Annotated in this window: 22 protein-coding genes and 1 pseudogene; 17 read left to right on the top strand and 6 right to left on the bottom strand. The window is 60.5% G+C overall.

Going from position 1 to position 20,347, the window contains the following annotated elements:
* Positions 1 to 112 precede the first annotated feature (112 nt).
* A complete protein-coding gene (locus OIM11_06920; protein ID HJJ00859.1) occupies positions 113 to 1,810 on the bottom strand; it encodes a sodium:alanine symporter family protein in 1,698 nt (565 codons plus the stop codon).
* A 245-nt stretch (positions 1,811 to 2,055) separates the two neighbouring features.
* Here OIM11_06920 and OIM11_06915 point away from each other — a divergent pair, with 245 nt between their 5' ends.
* The 4 genes from OIM11_06915 to OIM11_06900 all read left to right on the top strand — a co-directional run bounded on the left by OIM11_06915 (position 2,056) and on the right by OIM11_06900 (position 6,374).
* Positions 2,056 to 2,874: a hypothetical protein gene (locus OIM11_06915; protein ID HJJ00858.1), complete on the top strand. Its 819-nt coding sequence runs from the start codon at positions 2,056 to 2,058 to the stop codon at positions 2,872 to 2,874.
* Between the two features lie 79 nt (positions 2,875 to 2,953).
* Positions 2,954 to 4,327: an amidophosphoribosyltransferase gene (purF, locus tag OIM11_06910; GenBank protein ID HJJ00857.1), complete on the top strand. Its 1,374-nt coding sequence runs from the start codon at positions 2,954 to 2,956 to the stop codon at positions 4,325 to 4,327.
* A gap of 117 nt (positions 4,328 to 4,444) precedes the next feature.
* Positions 4,445 to 5,620 (top strand): FIST C-terminal domain-containing protein, encoded by a 1,176-nt coding sequence (locus OIM11_06905; GenBank protein HJJ00856.1) that lies wholly within the window; start codon positions 4,445 to 4,447, stop codon positions 5,618 to 5,620.
* Between the two features lie 463 nt (positions 5,621 to 6,083).
* Complete coding sequence (locus OIM11_06900) at positions 6,084 to 6,374, top strand: hypothetical protein (protein HJJ00855.1); 291 nt, start codon at positions 6,084 to 6,086, stop codon at positions 6,372 to 6,374.
* Positions 6,375 to 6,416: 42 nt separating this feature from the next.
* On the opposite strand, the gene OIM11_06895 is transcribed toward OIM11_06900, so the two are convergent.
* Both OIM11_06895 and OIM11_06890 read right to left on the bottom strand, forming a co-directional pair.
* The gene (locus OIM11_06895; protein HJJ00854.1) at positions 6,417 to 7,349 is read right to left on the bottom strand and encodes a LysR family transcriptional regulator; all 933 of its coding nucleotides are present in this window, start codon (positions 7,347 to 7,349) and stop codon (positions 6,417 to 6,419) included.
* A gap of 144 nt (positions 7,350 to 7,493) precedes the next feature.
* Complete coding sequence (locus tag OIM11_06890) at positions 7,494 to 7,694, bottom strand: hypothetical protein (protein ID HJJ00853.1); 201 nt, start codon at positions 7,692 to 7,694, stop codon at positions 7,494 to 7,496.
* A 251-nt stretch (positions 7,695 to 7,945) separates the two neighbouring features.
* Between OIM11_06890 and OIM11_06885 the strand changes: the two genes are divergently transcribed.
* A complete protein-coding gene (locus OIM11_06885) occupies positions 7,946 to 9,289 on the top strand; it encodes an ATP-binding protein (GenBank protein ID HJJ00852.1) in 1,344 nt (447 codons plus the stop codon).
* Positions 9,290 to 9,398: 109 nt separating this feature from the next.
* On the opposite strand, the gene OIM11_06880 is transcribed toward OIM11_06885, so the two are convergent.
* Positions 9,399 to 10,340 (bottom strand): 3-hydroxyacyl-CoA dehydrogenase, encoded by a 942-nt coding sequence (locus tag OIM11_06880; protein ID HJJ00851.1) that lies wholly within the window; start codon positions 10,338 to 10,340, stop codon positions 9,399 to 9,401.
* A gap of 190 nt (positions 10,341 to 10,530) precedes the next feature.
* Between OIM11_06880 and OIM11_06875 the strand changes: the two genes are divergently transcribed.
* The 3 genes from OIM11_06875 to OIM11_06865 are packed head-to-tail and all read left to right on the top strand — an operon-like array spanning position 10,531 to position 12,974.
* Positions 10,531 to 10,866 (top strand): hypothetical protein, encoded by a 336-nt coding sequence (locus OIM11_06875; GenBank protein HJJ00850.1) that lies wholly within the window; start codon positions 10,531 to 10,533, stop codon positions 10,864 to 10,866.
* Entirely contained in the window at positions 10,863 to 11,132 is a 270-nt protein-coding gene (locus OIM11_06870) for a hypothetical protein (protein HJJ00849.1), read from the top strand. The genes OIM11_06875 and OIM11_06870 overlap by 4 nt, the downstream gene beginning before the upstream one ends.
* A gap of 48 nt (positions 11,133 to 11,180) precedes the next feature.
* Positions 11,181 to 12,974 carry an ABC transporter ATP-binding protein/permease gene (locus tag OIM11_06865; GenBank protein ID HJJ00848.1) on the top strand — a complete coding sequence of 598 codons (1,794 nt, stop codon included), beginning with the start codon at positions 11,181 to 11,183 and terminating at the stop codon, positions 12,972 to 12,974.
* A gap of 124 nt (positions 12,975 to 13,098) precedes the next feature.
* On the opposite strand, the gene OIM11_06860 is transcribed toward OIM11_06865, so the two are convergent.
* Positions 13,099 to 13,566 carry a DUF3021 family protein gene (locus tag OIM11_06860; GenBank protein HJJ00847.1) on the bottom strand — a complete coding sequence of 156 codons (468 nt, stop codon included), beginning with the start codon at positions 13,564 to 13,566 and terminating at the stop codon, positions 13,099 to 13,101.
* A gap of 12 nt (positions 13,567 to 13,578) precedes the next feature.
* A complete protein-coding gene (locus tag OIM11_06855) occupies positions 13,579 to 14,016 on the bottom strand; it encodes a LytTR family transcriptional regulator (protein HJJ00846.1) in 438 nt (145 codons plus the stop codon).
* 220 nt (positions 14,017 to 14,236) lie between these two features.
* Here OIM11_06855 and OIM11_06850 point away from each other — a divergent pair, with 220 nt between their 5' ends.
* The 9 genes and pseudogenes from OIM11_06850 to OIM11_06810 all read left to right on the top strand — a co-directional run bounded on the left by OIM11_06850 (position 14,237) and on the right by OIM11_06810 (position 20,333).
* Positions 14,237 to 14,836, top strand: coding sequence for a putative ABC transporter permease (locus OIM11_06850; protein HJJ00845.1), 600 nt, complete (start codon positions 14,237 to 14,239; stop codon positions 14,834 to 14,836).
* Between the two features lie 112 nt (positions 14,837 to 14,948).
* Complete coding sequence (locus OIM11_06845) at positions 14,949 to 16,466, top strand: putative ABC transporter permease (GenBank protein ID HJJ00844.1); 1,518 nt, start codon at positions 14,949 to 14,951, stop codon at positions 16,464 to 16,466.
* A 127-nt stretch (positions 16,467 to 16,593) separates the two neighbouring features.
* Positions 16,594 to 17,103, top strand: coding sequence for a MarR family transcriptional regulator (locus OIM11_06840; protein HJJ00843.1), 510 nt, complete (start codon positions 16,594 to 16,596; stop codon positions 17,101 to 17,103).
* A 128-nt stretch (positions 17,104 to 17,231) separates the two neighbouring features.
* Positions 17,232 to 17,306 (top strand): annotated as a pseudogene (locus OIM11_06835) (hypothetical protein).
* A 109-nt stretch (positions 17,307 to 17,415) separates the two neighbouring features.
* The gene (locus tag OIM11_06830) at positions 17,416 to 17,937 is read left to right on the top strand and encodes a transporter substrate-binding domain-containing protein (GenBank protein HJJ00842.1); all 522 of its coding nucleotides are present in this window, start codon (positions 17,416 to 17,418) and stop codon (positions 17,935 to 17,937) included.
* 13 nt (positions 17,938 to 17,950) lie between these two features.
* Positions 17,951 to 18,739, top strand: a complete 789-nt coding sequence (locus tag OIM11_06825; protein ID HJJ00841.1) for an amino acid ABC transporter permease — start codon at positions 17,951 to 17,953, stop codon at positions 18,737 to 18,739.
* Complete coding sequence (locus OIM11_06820; protein ID HJJ00840.1) at positions 18,729 to 19,223, top strand: hypothetical protein; 495 nt, start codon at positions 18,729 to 18,731, stop codon at positions 19,221 to 19,223. Before OIM11_06825 ends, OIM11_06820 begins: the two co-directional genes overlap by 11 nt.
* Positions 19,105 to 19,662: an ATP-grasp domain-containing protein gene (locus OIM11_06815; protein HJJ00839.1), complete on the top strand. Its 558-nt coding sequence runs from the start codon at positions 19,105 to 19,107 to the stop codon at positions 19,660 to 19,662. The genes OIM11_06820 and OIM11_06815 overlap by 119 nt, the downstream gene beginning before the upstream one ends.
* Positions 19,656 to 20,333, top strand: a complete 678-nt coding sequence (locus OIM11_06810; GenBank protein HJJ00838.1) for a 4Fe-4S binding protein — start codon at positions 19,656 to 19,658, stop codon at positions 20,331 to 20,333. The genes OIM11_06815 and OIM11_06810 overlap by 7 nt, the downstream gene beginning before the upstream one ends.
* Positions 20,334 to 20,347 lie beyond the last annotated feature (14 nt).

Genomic DNA, 20,347 nt, shown 5'->3' with positions numbered 1-20,347 from the left:
GTTTCTCTAGCGTTCCAGCGAAGGGCGAGCGCAATCGCACGAGCCTGCATACGCAAGGATGCCGGCCACATTCTCGTGACCGGCATCCCCTTGATAGCATGTCTCACAGCGCTTACTCGTCCTTGTCGTCCTCCTCGCGGCCCATGTAGTCGCCACGTTCCACGAGGATCTCGCGGGTGGCGTCGTCCTCCTCGGCGCGAAGCGCACCCTCGGCTGCGCGCTCGGCTTCGGCCCAGGCCTTTTCCTCGGCATGCTCGGCGTGAACGTCGGTTGCCTTCTTGTCGTGCTTGGCGTTGGCGATGGCGAGAATCGAGCCGGTCAGCGCAAACAGCGCGATGGCGTTGGGAAGCACCATCAGCTGGTTGAACATGTCCTGCAACTCCCAGACGAGGTCGATCTTGAGCACCGCGCCCAGGAACACGAAGAACGTGCAGATGCAGGCGAATATGAGAATCGTCTTCTTGCCAAAGAGGTATTCCCAGTTGAGCTTCGCGAACAGGTTCCACGAGAGGATCGTCGAAAACGCGAAGAACAGCAGGCAGATGGCGACGAAGATGTTGCCGCCGTTGGTGGTGAAGAACTGGCTGAACGCCACCTGGGCCATGTTGCCGTTGTCCAAGCCGACGGCCGCGGCCAGGGCGGCGGGGTCGTTCATGTCGTCATCGGTGAGGATCGTATCGCCCTTCGCGTTGACGAGCGCTCCGTCCGAAATCACCATGCCCTCGCCGATGGCGTCGCCTTCGGCCTGCACGAACTCGACGACGGTGTCGTACTTGCCGGCGTCCTCGTAAGCCTTGGCCAGCGCGCCATCGCCCACGTAGAGGGTGGAGATGACGACGAGCGCGGTCATGGTGACGACCACGAGCGTGTCGATGAAGACGCCGATCATGGCGACGACGCCCTGCTCGTGCGGGTCGCGCACCTCGGCGAGCGCGTGGGCGTGCGGGGTGGAGCCCATGCCGGCCTCGTTGGAGAACAGGCCGCGCTTGGCGCCATAGGTGATGGCCGCGACGATGCCGAAGAACGCACCGCCGATTCCGGCTTCCGGGCTAAAGGCGCACTGGAAGATGAGCGCGAAGGCATCGGGGATATTCTGCCAGTTCATGATGAGCACCACGATCGAGCCCACCACGTAGAGCACGGCCATGATGGGTACCATCTTCTCGGTGATGGATGCCAAGCGGTGGATGTTGCCGATGAAGACGAATCCAGCCAGTACGGCGATGATGATGCCGATCATCCACGGCTCGATGGAGAACGCCGTGTTCATGGTCGCGGCGATGGAGTTGGACTGCACCATGGGGCCGATGAAGCCCAGGGCGATGATGACGGCCACGGCAAAGAAGCCGGCGAGTGCCTTTCCGCCCTTGCCTTTGAATGCAGTGGTGATGTAGTAGGCGGGACCGCCATGCACCGATCCGTCGGCGTCGACCACGCGGGTCTTCTGCGCCATGACGGCCTCGGCATAATTGGTCGCCATGCCCAAAAGGGCGATGAGCCACATCCAGAAGATGGCGCCGGGGCCGCCCACCAGGATGGCACCGCAGGCACCGACGATGTTGCCCGTGCCGACCTGCGCGGCGATGGCCGTGGCCAGGGCCTGGAACGACGTCATGCCGCCGCCTTGCTTGCCGCCGCGCAGCGAGAAGTCGCCGAAGATGCGGCGCCATCCCTCGCCAAAGCAGCGGAACTGCACGAACTTCGTGCGGATAGTGAACCAAAGGCCCATTGCGATGAGCAAGGTGAGCAGGACGTAATTAGATAGATACGAGTTGATCGTCGTAACGATCCCCAATAGTGCTTCTTCCACGGGCGTTTCCCTTCCTTGACAACGGCTACCCATTATCAGAGAAGCGGAGGAAAAGTGGTTCAATTTCGGATTATTTAACGTGACCGTGACAAAGAGGGCGGGTGATTTGCCACGCCGCTGCGATGGAGTGCAGATGATTCCATTGCCAAATGTGACAATATTCTCACATTCCCATACACGTATTGTCTTTGACGTAACGACACCATAGACTTGCTTAGCAATTGGATTATACGGAGGGACACGCCATGACCGAAAGCGATGAAGTAGCAAGCATGACCGTCACCCCGCGCGTTTTGCGCACGCCCGAGCTCACGGGCAATTTGCGCGCCCATAGCGTGCGTCTTCCCGAGGCCGCGCAGGAGGCGAGCGGCATACGCGTGCTCGGACGCACCATCCGATCGATCGTCTACACGACCGACATCGCGATCATCCGCAACTGCGATGCCGATGCGGTCTTCGCCGTGTATCCCTTCACGCCGCAGCAGATCATCTCCAAGGCCATCATGGAGGCCTCCGCGATTCCCGTGTTCGCAGGTGTCGGGGGAGGGACGACGGCCGGTCCGCGCTCGGCTGCGCTCGCGCAGGATGCCGAGGCCGATGGCGCGTATGGCGTCGTGCTCAACGCACCTGCGAGCTACACCACCCTCGAGATGGTGAGCCGTGTCATCGACATCCCGGTAATCGTGACGGTCGTCGATGCCGATAGGGATGTGGTCGCCAATCGAATCGCCGCCGGCGCCTCCATCCTCAACGTCGCCGCCGGCGCCGCGACGGCCCAGGTGGTCGCAGACATCAGGGAGGAGTTTCCCGACGTGCCCCTCATCGCCACGGGCGGCTCGACCGAAGAGAGCATTCGCGCGACGGTCGAGGCGGGCGCAAACGCGGTCATCTGCACGCCCCCGACGAACAAGGAGCTGTTCTCGGGAATGATGAAGCGCTACCGGGAGTCCTCGGACATCCACGCGACCACGCCATCGAACGCCCGCGGCTTGTCGGACGCGAGCCTGCGCGAGATCGAGGCGCGCCTGCGCGAGATTCGCGACGCCGGCTTCCTCGATCGCTAATTGACTTTCCCGCCTGAAACGAAGGCGAAACACGACTTGTGTATAGTCCCCTCGTCAACTTGGGAGACGCGACGGGGAGATGAGTTCGGCGATGCACGAGGAATGTGGCGTATTCGGAATCTACGCACCGGGCAAGGATGTCGCCCGCATGACGGGCTTTGGCTTGCAGGCATTGCAGCACCGGGGGCAGGAAAGCGCGGGCATCGCCGTCGGAGATGGCGAGACGGTCAACGTCTCCAAGGACCTGGGACTCGTGACCCAGGTGTTCGATGACGATTCCCTCAACGCTCTCGTCGGTGACGTCGCGATCGGCCACGTGCGGTATTCCACGAGCGGATCGAAGGCCTCGTGGGAGGCGGCCCAGCCGCACATGTCGGCCATGGGCGAGGTGCTGCTCGCCCTCGCTCATAACGGCACGCTCACCAACACCAACAAGCTGCGCGCACGGCTCATAGCCGACGGCGCCCGGTTGTACTCGTCGACCGACTCCGAGGTCGCCGCCAAGCTCATCGGCATGTACACGGAGCGCACCAACCACCTGCGCGAGGGTATACGCCACGCCATGGAGCTCATGGAGGGGGCCTATGCCATGGTGCTGTGCACGGCTGATGGCCTCTACGCGTTTCGCGACCCCCACGGTATCCGTCCGCTGTGCATCGGCGAGCTGCCCGACAACGCCGGCTGGGTCATCTCGTCGGAGACCTGCGGTCTGGACATCGTCGGTGCCACCTACGTGCGCGACGTCGAGCCGGGCGAGGTCGTGCGCGTCAACGACGAGGGACTGCGCTCGTTTGCGGCCGTCGAGCCTGCCAAGCGCGCCTCGTGCATCTTCGAGTACGTGTACTTCGCCCGGCCCGACAGCGTGATAGACGGCCAGAGCGTCTACCAGGCACGACGCGATACCGGACGCATCCTCGCCCGCGAGAATCCCGTGGAGGCTGACCTCGTGCTCGGCGTGCCCGATTCCGGTGTCCCGGCTGCCCTCGGCTACGCGGCCGAAAGCGGCATCGAGTACACCGACGGCATCGTGAAGAACCGCTACGTGGGCCGCACCTTCATCCAGCCCACCGACGAGATGCGCCAGCTCGGCATCAGGCTCAAGCTCAATCCGCTACCTGATGTGATTGTGGGAAAGCGGCTCGTCGTCATCGACGATTCTGTCGTGCGCGGCAGTACCTCGCGCAAGCTCGTGGCGATGCTGCGCGATGCGGGGGCCGCCGAGGTGCACCTGCGCATCACGAGTCCGGAAGTGCTGTGGCCCTGCTTCTACGGCATCGACACGGCTACACGCGAGCAGCTCATCGCGGCGAACATGGACCTCGCGCAGATGAACGAGTGGATCGGATCGGATTCGCTCGCGTTTCTCTCCCTTGATGGCTTGCGCGAGGCGGTTTCCGGCGCATGCCATCCCTCCTTCTGCGAGGCTTGCTTCACCGGCGAGTACCCTGTCTAATTTGCTGTCCTCGCCTGTAGTTATTCTGGAGCTAGAAGAATTACAGCGTTTCCCGAGGCTGCACGTATTAAAATAGACGAATGTGTTTCATGTAACGTTTTCGATCAGGAGGTCAAGATGTTCAAAGCCAACACAGGATACAGCACGGGCGCGTCGGCATTCGACGCGGGCAAAGAAGCCGCCGCACAGGCGGTCGAGGGGCTGGACGCCCCCAAGGTGGCATTCGTCTACTGCAGCTGCGACTACAACGTCACGGCGGTCGTCGACGGTGTCAAGGAGGCGATTCCCGGCGTACCGGTTCTGGGCAACACCTCCTTCACCGGCGTCATCGTCTCCGATGGCGGTTACGTGGGCGGTGACGAGCCGTTCGTGGGCGTGATGGTGCTCTCGAGTCCGGACATGGCCGTCGGCGTTGCGGCTGCCGACCGCGCGCAAAACGACGATCCCTTCGAGGCCGGTCTCATCATGGCCGAGGCCGCGCTTGACGCCGCGGGCAAGGATGTCGCCCCCGACTTCTTCTACATGGCCGCCTCTCCTGCGGAGGAGGAGCTCTACCTCAAGGGCATTTCCTCCGTCATCGGGCGCGTGCCGTTCTTCGGCGGTTCCGCCGCAGACAACTCCATCGCCGGCGAGTGGAAGCTCTACGACAACGACGAGAGCTTTGGCGACGGTTGCGTCATCGCGCTCTTCTGGGACGCCCCGGCGATGACCAACATGTTCACCGGCGCCTATCACGAGACGGATGACTTCGGCGTTATCACGAAGGTCAACGGCCTGCGCACCATCGCCGAGATTGATGGCGTGCCCGCCGCCAAGAAGTACCAGGAGTGGACCGGTTGCTCCGATGACGACATCGCCGGTGGCAACCTGCTGGCCTACTCGATCACCTCGCCGCTCGGCGTCAAGGACCGCCTGGGCGACCTGGTCGCCATTCGCCACCCGATGAACGGCAACGACGACTTCACGATCAACGTGGGCAACAACCTGGCCGAAAAGACCTGCGTCATCCGCATGGAGGCCACGGTCGACGAGCTGATCGCGTCGGTACCCGACACGCTCGAGGCCCTCATCGACGTCATGCCCGGCAAGCCTGCTGCCTTCCACCTGGTGCATTGCGGCGGTCGTCGCGCCGGTATCGACGCGCGCATCGGCGAGGTGGCCGATGCCGTCGCCAAGATTGCCGGCGACGTGCCCTACATCATGGAGTTCACCTTTGGCGAATACGGATTCGAGTCCGACAACAACAACACGTGCGGCGGTCTCATGCTGTCGTTCACGGGCTTCAGCGAATAGCGTAGGGCTTTCGACTGAAGCGACCGTTGGGTTGTGCCTTTGTCATCTCGACTGAAGGGGTCGCCATCACGGCGGCTCCTTCTTCTTTTGTCACGAGGCGGGAGCAGGGGGCGACGCGTATTGACGTTTGGGGCGCGTCTCGCGTCTGCTGCTGGCGAACATTGACGTTTGGGACGCGTGTAATGTGCCCCAAACGCTAGTTTTCGTCGTATCTCGCCGAAAACATCCGTCTGGGGCACATCAGGCACGCCCCATTCGCACATCTCTGTCATATCTAAATAAGACGCAGATTCTCCTAGACCACATGCTATAATCGAACAAATGTTCTTGTTGGAAGCCTCCTAACTTCGATGAGAAGGACAGCCACTCGAAGGTCAGGAGGTCATTGTGCGCACGCGCTTCATCCCGTATAATTACGTAATACGAAATAGGGCAAATTGGGTCTCAGGGGAGGAGGACGATGGTGAAATATACCGCAAAAGAGCTCGAGGAGATGTTCGACATTTCTGCAGAACGCATCGAGGAGCTTGACGAGATGCTCGTACGCGGAGAGCTTCCCGGAGAACCTGTTGGCGAGGTCATATATGGTCGTCCCCTGAAGTTTGGCGAGCCCTTGCAGGTCGTGACCTTCAAGGATACTGAGCAGCATGTCAGCGCCATGGACAGGCGAGCCAGTGAACTTGGATTCAAGCGCTCCGATTATCTACGCTGGCTCATCTCCCAGGACCTCGCAGCTGCTGGCTTTGCTTCGTAGCCCTGCATAGCATCGAATCTGAGCGCCGGAAATCCGTTTGGACTACTCTTGCACCCAATGGAGGGATACGGGTTCCTCATCTGCCAACGCACGGCGACAGTCCTCGAATGTCTTGCGGCACGCCTCGTAAACCTCGCCCGTAAACTCGTCGTGGTAGAAAGCACTGATGTCGAAGCAGAAGTCCATGTCGCGTATGGGTAGGATCGAGAGCGTCCCGTCGAACATCGAGGCGTTCATGTCCGAGACGAATGCGACGCAATTTTCGGTGCGGAGCTTCAGGTAGAGCAGGTCCATGTCCATGTAGAGCTCCTCGGCCTCGGCAAGGGTCTCGTCATCCACGAATGACCGAATGCCCTCGGCGAGGCCCGACGACAGGTAACTGCCGGGAATGAGGAGCCTCTGGTCGCGCAAGTCATCGACGGTGATGCCATCGGTCATGGACACCAGGGGGTTCGCGCGATTGCACGCGATGACGAAGTGATCGCGATAGATGGGAGTGGACCGATAGTTGGACGAGATGGAGCTGTCCACGTTCATCCCGATTGCCACATCGACGCCACGCTCCTCCAACGCCTGACGCAGCTCGTCGTACTTCATGCACAGGAGCGATAACCGGATGTTGGGATGTTCCTTGGCCATGGAGTTCACGAATCGTACGAGGAAGGGTCGTGCGCCGTTGCGCAGGTAGCCGATGCGTACGAGTTTGTCACCGGTGCCGGAAACGGCCTTGACGCGCTCTTGCGCAAGATTCCATCCGCGCAGCAGGGACTGGGCCTCCTGCAGAAAGACCTCGCCGGCATCCGTCAGCTCGACGCCGTGCGTGTCGCGCACGAAGAGGAGCGTGCCAAGCGATTCCTCGAGTGCGGTCATATGGCGGCTAATGACCGAGCGGCTCACGAAGAAGTGCTCCGCAGTGCGCCGGAAACTCAGGCTATGCGCCAAGTGGACAAACTCGTCAAGATATTCGAAATTCATCTCATCACCCGGATTGGCTCGACCTCTCATTCGAGGCCTCATGATAGCAAGGGAGGGGAATGGCGCTTGCCTGAAAAGCGCCACATAGCGAAGGAGCCCCATGAATGGGGCTCCTTCTTCTTGAGTCTCTTGCGTCGTCGAACGCTAGGCCGCGTTCTTCTGCTCTGCTGCGGCAGCTGTGGACTTCACGGTGCTCTCCTTCGCGGCCTGTTCGAGCTTATCCTTGCGCTCGGTGCGGCGAATCTGGAGGTTCAGCAGCAGTCCGCCGCCAACCAGCAGCACGATCATGACGATGAGAACTACGAGGTCGTTGCTCATGGTATCGTCCTTTCCCTCAAACCCCATCCTTCGATACCTCGATGATAACGGCGCTTGGGTTCTCCACCCGGTGCAGTAAACGTGCCGCTGTTGCCAAAACCGCAATGGTGTTTTGGTTCGACACAGCGAAGTTGGGATATGGAAGGTTATGCCGAATGAACGTTTAATTCAAAATTACGAATTTTGTTAATAATTCGCATTGTGAAATCACGAATTTTGTTAAAATACTAGAAAACGAAATGACAAAATTTGTTATTTTTCCCGGAAGGAGGACTGCGGTGCTTCGGAGAAAGGCATATCAGCTTCTTCTGGATTGGAAGAAAAGCCAGTCTCGCAAACGCAAGGCGCTGTTCGTAACGGGTGCTCGGCAAATCGGTAAAAGCTATCTTATCCAGCATCTCGGGAGAACGGAGTATGCGTCGCTCGTCGAGATCAATTTGCTACGCGACAAGGTGGCCAAGGAGACGCTGGCGGCGGCACGCAGCACTCAGGATTTCATCAACCGTCTGGCAGTGCTGTCGGAAGCCCCTTTCATCGAAGGCGATACGCTCGTGTTCATCGACGAGATACAGGAGCTTCCCGACGTGACCACATACGCGAAATTCCTCGTAGAAGACGGGCGCTACGATTACGCCTTCTCGGGATCGATGCTGGGAACCGAATTCAAGAGCGCACGGTCGTTTCCCGTGGGATATGTCGCGGAAATCGAGATGCGGCCGATGGACTTCGAGGAGTTCTGCTGGGCCGTTGGCGTTCAGGAGGCGATGCTCGAACAAGTTTGCCAATCCTTCGCCCAACGAAAGCCACTGGAAGCGTACCTGCATGAGCATCTGCTTTCCCAATGGCGCACGTATCTTGTGGTTGGTGGTATGCCCGAAGTCGTTCAGCAATTCGTCGACGGCAACGGTAGTCTTGCGGGCATTCGTGCGTTGCAGGTTGATTTAAACCAGCAGTATTCCTATGACATCGCGAAGTATGCCGGCGCACGTGCACTTCACGTCCAGTCGATTTTCGAGGAGCTTCCAGTGCAACTGGAAGAGGAACGGGCAAAGTTCGTCGTCACCTCTCTGGGGGAGACGGCTCGCTATGATAATTACGAGCAGGATTTCCTCTGGCTCGTGCGTGCGGGCGTTGGGCTGAAGGTTAACAAGGTGACCGAGCCCAAGCCACCTTTGCGTCGTACGCAGCGTGCCGCTTCGTTCAAGTTATATCAGTCGGACACGGGCATGCTTGTCGCCCGCTTTCCGCAGAGCCTGGCGCGTGCGGTTTACACCGATGACCGGTCGGTGAACATGGGTGGCGTTTTCGAGAACGCTGTGGCGCAGGAATTGGTGGCAGCCCAGTTCACGCCTTATTACTATCTCACCAAGAAGGTGGGGGAGGTCGATTTTCTCATCGAGAGCGATGAGGGTGTGATCGCTATCGAGGTGAAATCCGGTAACGACTACCTGACCCACGCATCGCTCAGCAAGGTGCTTGCAGCTCCCGGATACGAGGTGTCTCGTGCCATCGTCCTCTGCCGCTCTAATTTCGAAATGAGGGATGGCATTCTATATGCTCCCTGGTATGCGACACTGTGCTTCGAGAGCCTGAACGTGAGCGATGACTTCTTCTTGAAGTAGTCCTGGATGGTGTCAGCCGACAACTCGACCTCTTCTTTTGCACGAGTGCCCGTGAAATGCTTTTCTAAGAGGCGACTCAAGATGACCGCGCGGGGAGCTCCCTGCGTAGTCACTTGCCGTACTTGTAGAAGCCCTCGCCGGCGTTGACGCCCGTCTTTCCCTCGTCGATGTGCTTCTTGAGGACCGCCGCGATGCGGCCTGCGGTGCTGTCCGGGTCCTGGGCAGCGGGGCTGGCGGCGACGATGTTGTACGCCGTGGTCAGGCCGACGATGTCGAGGATGCGGAAGGGGCCGAGGGGAGCGCCCGTGCCAAGGGTCCATGCGGCATCGATCGTCTCCACGTCCGCGACCCCGTTGGCCAGCAGCGCCTCGGCGGAGTTGAGGAAGGGGACGAGCATGCTGTTGAGCAGGTATCCCGGCTGCTCCTTCTTGAGCTCGAGGGCGATCATGCCGATGGCGCGGGCAAACTCGACCACTGCCTCGTACGATTCCTCACTCGTCTCGAGCGTGCCCATGACCTCGGCAGTGTTGTTCTTCCAGATGTTGTTGGCGAAGTGCAGCGCGAGGAAGCGGTCCTCGCGGCCGGTGAAGCCCATCATCGCGCTCGGCAGCAGGGTCGAGGAGTTCGTGCACAGGATGGTCCGCTGCGGCAGGATGTCCCTGATCGAGGAGTAGAACGCGTCCTTCTCGTCGATGATCTCGGCGATGGCCTCGATCACCAGGTCCGCGTCGCCGAACGCCTCCTGCAGGTCGGTCGTGAGCGATATGCCGTCAAAGGCCCTGTCGACGTTGCCGATGAGCTCGTCGATCGTTGCGGCCGGGACGTCGGGTGAGTCCGCAAGTCCGCGGCAATAGGCGGCAGGGTCCGTCTTCATGGCCTCGAGGGTCTGCTTGTAGATGGTGCGGAGTCGCTCGAGCTTGGGCTTGGCGCGCTCGATGGAGCCTTCGCTCCGGAGCCACATCGTGACCGAGAATCCCTTGTAGGCGCTCTGGAGTGCTATCTGGCTGCCCAGGACTCCGCCGCCTGCCACCGTTATGTTCTTGATTTTCATGGTCTTCATCCTTTTCGTCTTGGACCTGCTCTATGCATCCACGGAACGGGTGCAGGGCAGGGTCGCGGCCCGGTCTCTCGAGTCGTTCTTCTTTCGAACAGTCTATAGCATGCATCATTGCTTTGCCGACATTCTTTTTCCTCGCATATAATGAGGGCAATGTATCCATAAGCTATGGCAGAAGGTCATCATGGACGACATGGAAACGCGAGCGGGGAGGGTGATCTTCGACAAGCAGGGGTGCGCCGCCATGTTGCGAAAGCAGCCGCAGCTCGAGGAGTACATCGTTCGCACTGTCATGACTCAGCTCGACCACGGCCTGTTCAAATCGAAGTTCGCCACTACGTCGCGCTTCGAGGGCAACGCTGTTCGGGAATGCCGGGTGAACGCCGGCACTTTTGGACCCGTTCGCGTGGCTTTTGTCATGCAGGGCGAAACGGCCACGGTCATCTACATATCACGTACGCTGCAAAAGCGAGCCTTCACAGCCGAGTTGGACCGCTTTCTTGCAAGGAGGTCGTCATGAAGCTCATGCCCATAAAGCAGGCGCAGGCAAAGCTGTTCAACGCAACGGCGGACAAGGGTCTGCAATCCATCACTTTGAGCACCTTCAAGAAAGACCGTTCCGTGACCCTGAGGCGCGAAGAGGACGGATGGGTTCTGGTTGAGGAAGGCTTCGAGACCGTGTGCGTTCCGGTGGATGCGGGGGCAAAGGGCAAGCGCCTGGTGAAAGACGCGTTCAAACGCGAATTTCCGAGGAGCACGAGGGCGTACGTGACCGAGACGCGCTGATACACTTTCGGTTGCATGCAATCACCAAGGATACTGAAAGAGGAACCGATGTCGAAGAGGCAATCGTTGACGAGGCGTAGCCTGCATTACTACTGGCTGGCGACGCGCAATCACCTGGGGCTGTTCGTGGCGCTCGTGGCCTCGACCATCGGGTTCTGCGGCTTTCTCACCTACGGCAACCCCTACGTGATGAGCCTCATCGTCGACCGCATCGCCTCCGAGCCGGTGGCCGCCGATCAGGTCTTCGCTGTGTTCGGTCCCTACATCGCGGCACTCATCGGCATCAACGTCGCCGGCCAGGCATGCAGCAAGCTCCAGGACTACACCCTCTGGAAACTGCAGATCGCCGTGAACTACGACCTTGCCACCATGGCCTTCGACTGCCTGTGCAACCAGTCGCTGTCGTTTCATTCCAACCGCTTCGGCGGCACGCTTGTGAGCCAGACCTCCAAGTTCATGGCCGGCTACACACAGCTGCTCCAGACCATGAACTTTCCGTTCCTGCCCATCCTGTGCTCGATCACCTTCACCTGCCTCATCCTGTTTCCCGTCGTGCCCATCTACGCCGGCGTGCTCATGGCCATGCTCGCCGTGTACGCCGTCGTCTCCTACATCATGTACAAGCGCATTCTGCACCTGAACGAGAGGGCGGCCAGCGCCCAGAACCAGCTGTCCGGAGAACTGTCAGACGCGGTCACAAATATCCTTGCCGTGAAGACCTACGGGCGCGAGGAGTACGAGCGCCAGCTCTTCGACGCGGCGAACAGGGAAGTGGTCGCCCGGGATTCCAAACGCATGTGGGCCTCGCTTGCCCGCGGCATCACCACGGCGGCCATAACCGTGGTGATCATGTCCGTGGTGACGGTGTTCATCTCTGGCGGCAACGCCTGGTTCGGCATCACACCGGGCACGGTTATCCTCATGTTCACCTACACGAACACGGTGACCAACCAGTTCAACTTCATCAACACGGGCCTACAGCGCATCAATCAGGCTTTCGGTGATGCCTCGGGCATGACCGCCGTGCTCGACGAGCCGCGCCTCGTGGCCGACAAGCCCGACGCCAAGCCGCTTGACGTGGAGGAAGGCGAGATCGATTTCGACGACATCAACTTCTGGTATACCGACGGTGATGTGAAGACGCAGGTGTTCGACGACTTCAATCTGCACATTCCGGCTGGCCAGCGCGTGGGGCTCGTGGGAATGTCGGGCGCGGGAAAGACCACGCTCACCAAGCTATTGCTGCGCCTTGCCGACATCCAGGAGGGCGAGATCCTGGTGGACGGCCAGAACGTGGCCGACGTGACCCAGCAGAGCCTGCGTCGCCAGATCGCCTACGTGCCCCAGGAGGCGCTGCTGTTCCATCGCACCATCGCCGAGAACATCGCCTACGGGCGCCCTGACGCCACCATGGAGGAGATCCGCGAGGCGGCGCGCGCGGCAAACGCGCTGGAGTTCATCGAGGCGCTTCCCCAGGGCTTCGCCACCATCACCGGCGAGCGTGGCATCAAGCTGTCCGGTGGCCAGCGCCAGCGCATCGCCATCGCCCGCGCCATGCTCGCCGACTGTCCCATCCTCGTGCTCGACGAGGCGACCAGTGCGCTCGATTCCGAGAGCGAGGCCGCCGTGCAGGAGGCCCTGGCGCGACTCATGGAAGGCCGTACCGCCATCGTGGTGGCGCACCGGTTGTCCACCGTCGCGAGCCTCGACCGCATTGTCGTGCTATCGCAGGGACGCATTGTGGAGGACGGACCGCACGCCGAGCTCGTGGCCAAGGGTGGCGACTACGCGCGGTTGTGGAATCGCCAGACCGGTGCGTTCGGGAGTGAGAGGGTCGAATGAACGGTGTGCCAAGAACCCCATGTTCCTGACCATCGAATGCCAAGGTGCACGGTCACTGACCATCAACCTTGGCAGTGTGCTTGCGAATCGGGTCACGCACGCGCGATTCTGGGCAGCTTCGGACCTAGCGTCCGGCCTTGTACCTCTCCAGCTTCTCGTTGAGCGCCTTGGCCTCACGTCGGTAGATCATCGTGAAGAGCGCGGTGAGAAGCGTCAGAATCACGACGTAGATGACGGTCCAGGTAATCCACGCGCCCGGTATGTCGGCCGGGAACCAGCCAAAGAACGCGGCAAATGGCGTGAGGATGGCATAGAAGCCCACGCCAAATAGGGCGACGCGAGCGGCATAGCCGAGCCTGCGTATGACGAGCGGCGTGAAGAAGACAAGCTGCATGGCCACGGCGAGGAGCATGGCGCCCACGATGCCCCAGCAGTACATGATGCCCGCCTTTGCCTCCTCGTCAGCGTATATCATGCCGAAGACCATGGTGAACAGCATGAAGATGGTAAACGCTATGCAGAAGTTGATTCCCAGCATCTTGAGGACCTCGCCGGGTCCCTTTCTCTCGGTGTCAATGATCTTGTGATCCATTGTCATCTCCTCCTATGCGTCCAGTTGCTTCCTTATTTCGCCCGCGTATTTGCGCGAGATCACGATTTCCTCGTCGTTGTCCAGGCGTGCGAGTAACCTGCCGCCGACGTAGGGACGTAGTCCCGCGACACGGCACAGGTTGACGAGACAGTTCCGGGCAACCTTGACGAAGCCGGCGTCCGCCAGGCGCTCTTCCAGCTCGCAGAGGCGAAGCGGCATCTCCAGGACCGCATCGCCCGTGTAGGCGAAGCTGCGGCCGTCGATTGACTCCGCGTAGAGGATCTCGCCTGCGGAGACAACGCGCATCTCGCCATCGCTCTTGCCCGTCATCTTGCGGTCATGCATGCGCAGACTGGCGATGATGGAGGCAACGCGTTCGTCCACGACGGCGCAACGCAGGAGGATTTCCGGTTCGTGCAGGGATTCGTCGGTCTCTATCTCGATTTTCATGCCTCTTCCTTTCCTGTCGTGAGTATAGGGCGCAAGCTGCGAGGGGAGGGGCTCGTTCGAGTGAGATGCACGGGGATGCCACCGAAATGCACGGGATAGCATGCAGGATTGCCGCCGCAATGAGACAAATCCAGCCCGGCGGCAACTGTCTCATGCAATCGCGAGGGCGCTCGCTATACTATGAGCCTGCCGGTATGCCGAGGGCGGGAGATGAGACGGTTTGTCCCTGATTGCCAAAAGCGATGAGTACGAAGGTTTCGCGCCCAGTACGCTATCTTTCTGGCGTAATCTTGTCATTTTCTTCTGCGTGTTCAGCGTCGTTGGTCACTGGCTCGAGATCGCGTATTGCTCGTTCATGGACATCTTCGGCATCGTGGACGAGGATTCTCTGGTGTGGGATGACCCGTTCTATCCCTTCATCGTCTACGGTGTGGGAACCGTCGTGTGCACCCTCGTTCTTGTCCCGCTCAAGATCATGCTCCTGGAACGTTGTAGGAAGATGTGGACGGCCTGCATCGCCTTCTACGTGATCACGGTGGGCGTCTGCATGGTGATGGAGCTTGGCATGGGACTGATGCTCAACCAGCCGGATGCCTTTGGCAATTACCCCCTATGGGACAACTCGGAGCTACCCTTGAACATCTTGGGGCAGGCGTGGCTCGTGAACGATATCGTCCTTGGCATTGTCGCCATGCTCTACACCTGGGTGTTCTACCCGCTGTGCGACAAGGCGATGAGGTCGCTGCCCTCCTCGATTGCCACCGTCCTCTTTGCCTTCGTCACGGTGGGCTTTATCGTTCTCTGCATCGTGAAGTTCTAGTTTTTGCCTTACGCGATGCTCCTGGCAGATGCGCAGAAAGGCGTCTTGTGATGGCTATGCTATGATGCGCCCATTGCCTTTCATCTCTTTTACCGGCATAGAAGGGGAGACCATGACGGTTCATCAGAAGATTTTGCGCATCCTGACGCTCGTGTTGATAGTCATCGCGGACGTCGAGTTGGCCGCTGGCCTGCTTTTCGGAGCGGGTGGCTTGCTCTTGACGTCCGACGGCGTTGGCTCGATCGTCTCGATTGACGCAGACCTCACGTTGATGGATGGCGATGAGATCGTCACGGAATCCTCCACACCGGCGGCGCTCGGCATCATCGCGATAGGCCTTGCCGTCGTTTTCCTGGTTGATGGCGCGTTCAACTTGATCGTGGGCATTCTGGGCTTCCGCGGGTCGAAGCGCCCCGGTCGTCTGCGTGCATTCATCGTCCTGAACTCGATTGTCCTGGCATTCAGCATCGTAAACGCCATATACACGGCGGCCACAAACGACGCGCTTGGCGTTGAAAGCGCCGTATCCATGCTCATACCGGCATTCGTGGAATCGCTGTCGCTGTACTGCGCCATCACGGTGCACAGGGCATGGAAATCGGGTGCGCTCGAGGAGCACGTCAAACCCGATGGCAAGCCACCCCTTGGCTTCATCGCCGTCTTCCAGGTCATCTTCGCCGTGAACATCCTGGCCTCGCTGGGGCTGTGCACCTTCCTCATTTCCGGACGCTATGAGCTGTCGCCTGCCGATATCCTCTCGTTTGCCACGCTCGTGTTCCATGGCGTCGCCTTCTGGCTTATCTGGCAGCGTTCGAAGGCGGCGCGATTCTGGATTTGCGGATTCGCGGTGTTCGATATCGTCGTTGGAACGATCATCAGCATCGCGATGGGGACGATTGGGGTTACCGAAAGGCTGACCAGCTGCTGGTTCGACATCGTCGTCTTCCTCTACTTCTTCTTCGCGAGAAAGCCCAGGGAAGTCCTCGTCAACGAGTTCACAATCGAGCGCCAAAAGGAGCTCGTCGCACGTGCTTGGGACCTGTGGAAACCAACCACGTGGAACTTCTGGCGTTCCATGATCATCTACTTCTGCCTTTTCAGCATCGTGGGGCATTGGATGGAAGCGGGTTTCTGCACCCTCATCAAATGGGGCCTCGTGGCTGGCACGTACGATCCCACCTCGGGAATCTGGCGCGACTATCTCAGTCCGTTCCCCATTTACGGTATCGGCATGGTGGCGTGTGCTCTGCTGCTCTTCCCCATAAAGACCAAGTTGCAAGAAGCACTGCACGGCAGGTTCTCCCCACTGCTTCTGAGCTTCCTGATCAACACCGCGGTTTGCGCCACGCTCGAGCTCATCCTGGGATTCACGCAGAACATGCCGGATGCCAATGGCATCTATCCGCTCTGGGACTACTCGGACATGCCCTTCAACTTCATGGGACAGATCTGTCTCCAGAACACGCTTGCCTTCGGTGCGGTGGCAACACTGGTCACGTGGGTCGTGTTTCCCGTGCTGCAACGGCAGTACCTCAAGTTGCCCGAGGATATGCGCAAGGCGATCTTCGTTGCGGTCGTGGTGTTCTACGCGCTCGTGCTCTGCCTGTACGTCGTGAACTTCCCGGCATAGGAACCAGACAAAAGTGCCCCGGCGGCAATTGTCTGGTTCGGCATGGCATGCTGTAGCCTGACGTGTTGACGATACTTCGATATCGAAGTATTATTCCCGAAACGACATCGAGAATCGGGGACGCATGATGGCGGGTGTTGAGAATCGCGACAAGGAGCAGACATGCCCTGTTGGGGCGTCGAATTTCGTGAGCACGCTTTCGCGCACCCTGGCCGCGGCCAACAGGTTTCTGGCGGCACGTTTACGCGAGGAGGGTCTCGACACCCTCGTGCCATCCCACGGTGACATCCTCATGCATCTGTTCGCCCACGAGTCCGTGACCATGCATGAGCTCGCGCGCGCCATCGGCCGGGAACCCTCCACGGTCACCAGCCTCGTCAAGAAACTTGCGAACGCCGGTTACGTGCAGACGGACAAGCATGGGAGTGACCGTCGCATAACCTACGTGACCTTGACCGATGAAGGCAAGGAGCTCAGGGGCATATTCGACGGGATTTCCGCGGAGCTTGTCTCCGTGCAGATGGACAGGGTGACGCCGCAAAGATTCGACGTTACCCGCGACACGCTCGAGACCATGAGGAGAAACTTCGAGGAAGCGCTTGATACCCACGGAAAAGGGAATGGAGACAAATCATGAGAAAGAGACTGACCCTGGCATTTGCCCTGACGGCTGTCCTGGCGCTTGGCGTGCTCGGCCTCGTGGGCTGCGGATCGCAAGGCGGCGGCACGCAATCGCAAGATGGCAAGCCCGTCCTCACGGTGGCGATGGAGCTCGCCTACCCGCCGTTCGAGACCAAGGACGATGCGGGGCAACCCGCCGGTCTGGCCGTGGACTTCATGCGGGACTTCGCGGATCGTTATGGCTACGACCTCGTAATCGAGAATACGGCCTGGGACGGGCCTCATCCCATCGCTGCAGACCGACAAGGCCGACTGCGTCATCAGCTCCATGACCATCACCGAGGAGCGCAAGGAGGCCGTCGACTTCTCCGATCCCTACGCCATGGCGCAGCTCGCCATCCTCGCCAACGCCAATTCGGGCGTGGCCAGCATCGACGACCTCAACCAGCCCGACAAGAAGGTCGCCGTCAAGACGGGCTCGACCGGTGACGTGTATGCCACCAAGAACCTGCCCGAAGCCCAGATCGTCCGCCTGGCCGACGAGAGCGCCTGCGTCACCGAGGTCGTCCAGGGCAAGGCCGATGGCTTTCTCTACGACCAGCTGACCATCTACCGCAACAACGTCGCCAATCCGGATACCACCGAGGCGATATTCATCCCCTTCCAGCAGGCCGAGTCGTGGGGCATCGCGGTGAAGAAGGGCGATACCGAGCTGCTCGACCAGCTCAACGAGTTCATCGCCGCATCCAAGACCGATGGCGAGTTCGACCGCCTGACCGAGAAGTACCTCGCCGACGAGAAGCGCGCCTTCGACGAGCACGGGTTCAAGTGGTTCTTCGACTTCGAGTGAGGGGAGTGCGGTCGTGTCCGTGTTGTGTAGCCTGTTCGTAGCGCCTGCGGGCGAGGCGGTCGCCCCGCTGAAGAAGGCCGTCAATTACCTGCTCGTGTGCGTGGCGGTCATCCTCGTCGTGGGTTGTTCGCTCGGCGCCGTTGGCATCACGCTGAACTTCGACTTCGTGGGCCAGTACCGGCTGCGCATCTTCGACGGCTTCATGCTCACGGTGTGGCTGTCGGTCGCGAGCCTCATAGGCAGCATGCTCATCGGCGTGCCGGTCGCCCTCGGCAAGAACTCGCGCATCCTGCCCATCCGCTACCTGTGCGACCTCTACGTCAAGATCATCCGCGGCACGCCGCTCATCGCCCAGATCTACCTGTTCTACTACATCATCGGGACGGCCTGGGGCGTGGAGAATCGCGTGGTTGCCGGCATCATCATCCTGTCGGTCTTCGCCGGTGCCTACATCGCGGAGATCGTGCGCGCGGGCTACGAGTCGCTCGACCGCGGGCCGCTCGAGGCGGCACGCGCCCTGGGGCTCACCCGCGTGCAGACTGCCGTATCGGTGGCGCTGCCCCAGATGGTGACCCGCACGCTTCCGGCGCTGACCGGTCAGTTCGCTTCCATCATCAAGGACTCGTCGCTGCTCTCGGTCATCGCCGTCATCGAGTTGACCCAGACCATGCGCGAGATCAGCGCGACCAACTACAACTTCTTCGGGTGCTTCCTGCTCCTGGGGGCGCTCTACCTCTGCCTGACCCTGCCGGTCATGCTGGTGAGCCGCCACTTTGAGAAGAGGCTCGACTATGCGCACTGATCGGCTTTCGGGCATCGGCGTGCTCTACGAGTCCGACGAGTGGTCGGACCACAAGCTGGCGGCCGAGCTCGCCACGGCACTTGCCGAGATGTGCGGCGATGATGTGCCGACGGTCACGATGATTGACATGACGCACGGGGATTGCGTGGAGCGGGCCCTTGCCTGCGGCATGCTCGTGAGCCGCGTGTTCGCCAGCGCGCGCTTCCGCGGACACGACGCCGCCCTCGCGCACATGGAGCGGCTCGTGAACGAAGCGCAAGCCCGTGGCATCGTCATGATCAACGAGCCGCGCGCGCATCGCTACGAGATTAGGCAAGGTGGCGAGTACACGTGCGCTCGCGGAAGCCGGCCTACTGACGCCGGCAATCATCGCCTTTGGCATGCCGGAAGAGCTCGACGCCTCGGCTTTCGCGTATCCCTGCATCATCAAGCCCGATTGCGGCGGCCGCAGTACGCATACGCTGCTCGCTCGCGATGCCGATGAGGCTCGTCGCTTTATCGCGCAGGCGCCTGCCATGCCCTTCGTGGTGCAGGAGTACGTCGAGCCCGAGTACGGATACGTGACCCGCATCGAGGTGGTGGACGACGCGCTGCCGCTCATCGCCAAGCGCAGCATCGGCGAAGGCGGCCTGTCTTCCTACCACGCTGGCTCCACCTACGAGCTCTATCCCGATTGTTCCGATGACGTGCGTGACGATGCCCTGTGTGCGGCCCGCGCGCTCGGCATCGGCTTCGGGAGCTTCGACGTCATAGAAACCGGGCACGGCGCCTATTTCATAGACGCCAACAGTGTCTCTAACGTGTCCGAGGACTGCACCGAGCTGTTCGGTTTCGACCTGATGCGCGCCCATGCACGGGGAATGGCGCGTAGATATTGCCAGATGCGTTCCGATTCACCGGAGAAAGGGGAGATGCCATGCTGAGCATCCAGGACGTGTACGAGAAGTTCGACGAGATCGGGTGTTGCAGCTTCGCGACGCTCGATGGCAACGGGGGAGTGGACTCGCGCATCGCGCACTTCTTCGCCTATGACGACGAGGGTCTCTACCTGCGTACCATGACGGGCAAGCCGTTCTTCCGGCAGATGATCGAGGGCGGCAAGCTCTCCGTGTGCGGCGAGCGCACCGATGCGCCCGTGGTATGGGACGACGAGAACATGCCGCACTTCCAGCCCGGCTACATGATGCGCGTGAGCGGCAACGTGCGCCTTCTGAGCGACGAGGAGCTTTCCGCCAAGGCCGCCGTCAATCCCATGTTCGCCGTGGCGACCTATGACATCAACAAGTATCCCGAGACCGTGGTCCTCGTCATGGACAGCGCCTGGGGCGAGCTCTACGACTACGACTTCAACATGGTGCACCGCGACCACAAGATCCTGCGCGAGCGCTTTTCCTGGGGCGGCGCGACCTTCGTGCCCGCCGGTTTCACCATCACCGATGAGTGCATCGAGTGCGGTGCGTGCATGGACGCCTGCACGCACAAGGCCATCGTGGCGGGAACCCCCTACCGCATCCTGGGCGAGCGTTGCGACGAGTGCGGCAACTGCCACCATGCCTGCCCCGTCGGCGCCGTCATCGAGAAGGGCGTATCGTAGTGAATGTGTCAGGG

Source organism: Coriobacteriaceae bacterium (assembly GCA_025992705.1).
GTDB lineage: Bacteria > Actinomycetota > Coriobacteriia > Coriobacteriales > QAMH01 > QAMH01.
The sequence above is the reverse complement of the archived record's forward strand: the minus strand, read 5'-3'. Positions and strand labels throughout refer to the sequence as shown.

What these genes read in the sequence shown, in the direction of transcription:
- OIM11_06915 (HJJ00858.1), top strand. Translation starts at nt 2,056, where the DNA reads ATGACCGAAAGCGATGAAGTAGCAAGCATGACCGTCACCCCGCGCGTT.
- purF (HJJ00857.1), top strand. Translation starts at nt 2,954, where the DNA reads ATGAGTTCGGCGATGCACGAGGAATGTGGCGTATTCGGAATCTACGCA.
- OIM11_06905 (HJJ00856.1), top strand. Translation starts at nt 4,445, where the DNA reads ATGTTCAAAGCCAACACAGGATACAGCACGGGCGCGTCGGCATTCGAC.
- OIM11_06895 (HJJ00854.1), bottom strand. Translation starts at nt 7,349, where the DNA reads ATGAATTTCGAATATCTTGACGAGTTTGTCCACTTGGCGCATAGCCTG.
- OIM11_06890 (HJJ00853.1), bottom strand. Translation starts at nt 7,694, where the DNA reads ATGGGGTTTGAGGGAAAGGACGATACCATGAGCAACGACCTCGTAGTT.
- OIM11_06880 (HJJ00851.1), bottom strand. Translation starts at nt 10,340, where the DNA reads ATGAAAATCAAGAACATAACGGTGGCAGGCGGCGGAGTCCTGGGCAGC.
- OIM11_06875 (HJJ00850.1), top strand. Translation starts at nt 10,531, where the DNA reads ATGGACGACATGGAAACGCGAGCGGGGAGGGTGATCTTCGACAAGCAG.
- OIM11_06870 (HJJ00849.1), top strand. Translation starts at nt 10,863, where the DNA reads ATGAAGCTCATGCCCATAAAGCAGGCGCAGGCAAAGCTGTTCAACGCA.
- OIM11_06865 (HJJ00848.1), top strand. Translation starts at nt 11,181, where the DNA reads ATGTCGAAGAGGCAATCGTTGACGAGGCGTAGCCTGCATTACTACTGG.
- OIM11_06860 (HJJ00847.1), bottom strand. Translation starts at nt 13,566, where the DNA reads ATGGATCACAAGATCATTGACACCGAGAGAAAGGGACCCGGCGAGGTC.
- OIM11_06855 (HJJ00846.1), bottom strand. Translation starts at nt 14,016, where the DNA reads ATGAAAATCGAGATAGAGACCGACGAATCCCTGCACGAACCGGAAATC.
- OIM11_06845 (HJJ00844.1), top strand. Translation starts at nt 14,949, where the DNA reads ATGACGGTTCATCAGAAGATTTTGCGCATCCTGACGCTCGTGTTGATA.
- OIM11_06840 (HJJ00843.1), top strand. Translation starts at nt 16,594, where the DNA reads ATGGCGGGTGTTGAGAATCGCGACAAGGAGCAGACATGCCCTGTTGGG.
- OIM11_06830 (HJJ00842.1), top strand. Translation starts at nt 17,416, where the DNA reads ATGACCATCACCGAGGAGCGCAAGGAGGCCGTCGACTTCTCCGATCCC.
- OIM11_06820 (HJJ00840.1), top strand. Translation starts at nt 18,729, where the DNA reads ATGCGCACTGATCGGCTTTCGGGCATCGGCGTGCTCTACGAGTCCGAC.
- OIM11_06810 (HJJ00838.1), top strand. Translation starts at nt 19,656, where the DNA reads ATGCTGAGCATCCAGGACGTGTACGAGAAGTTCGACGAGATCGGGTGT.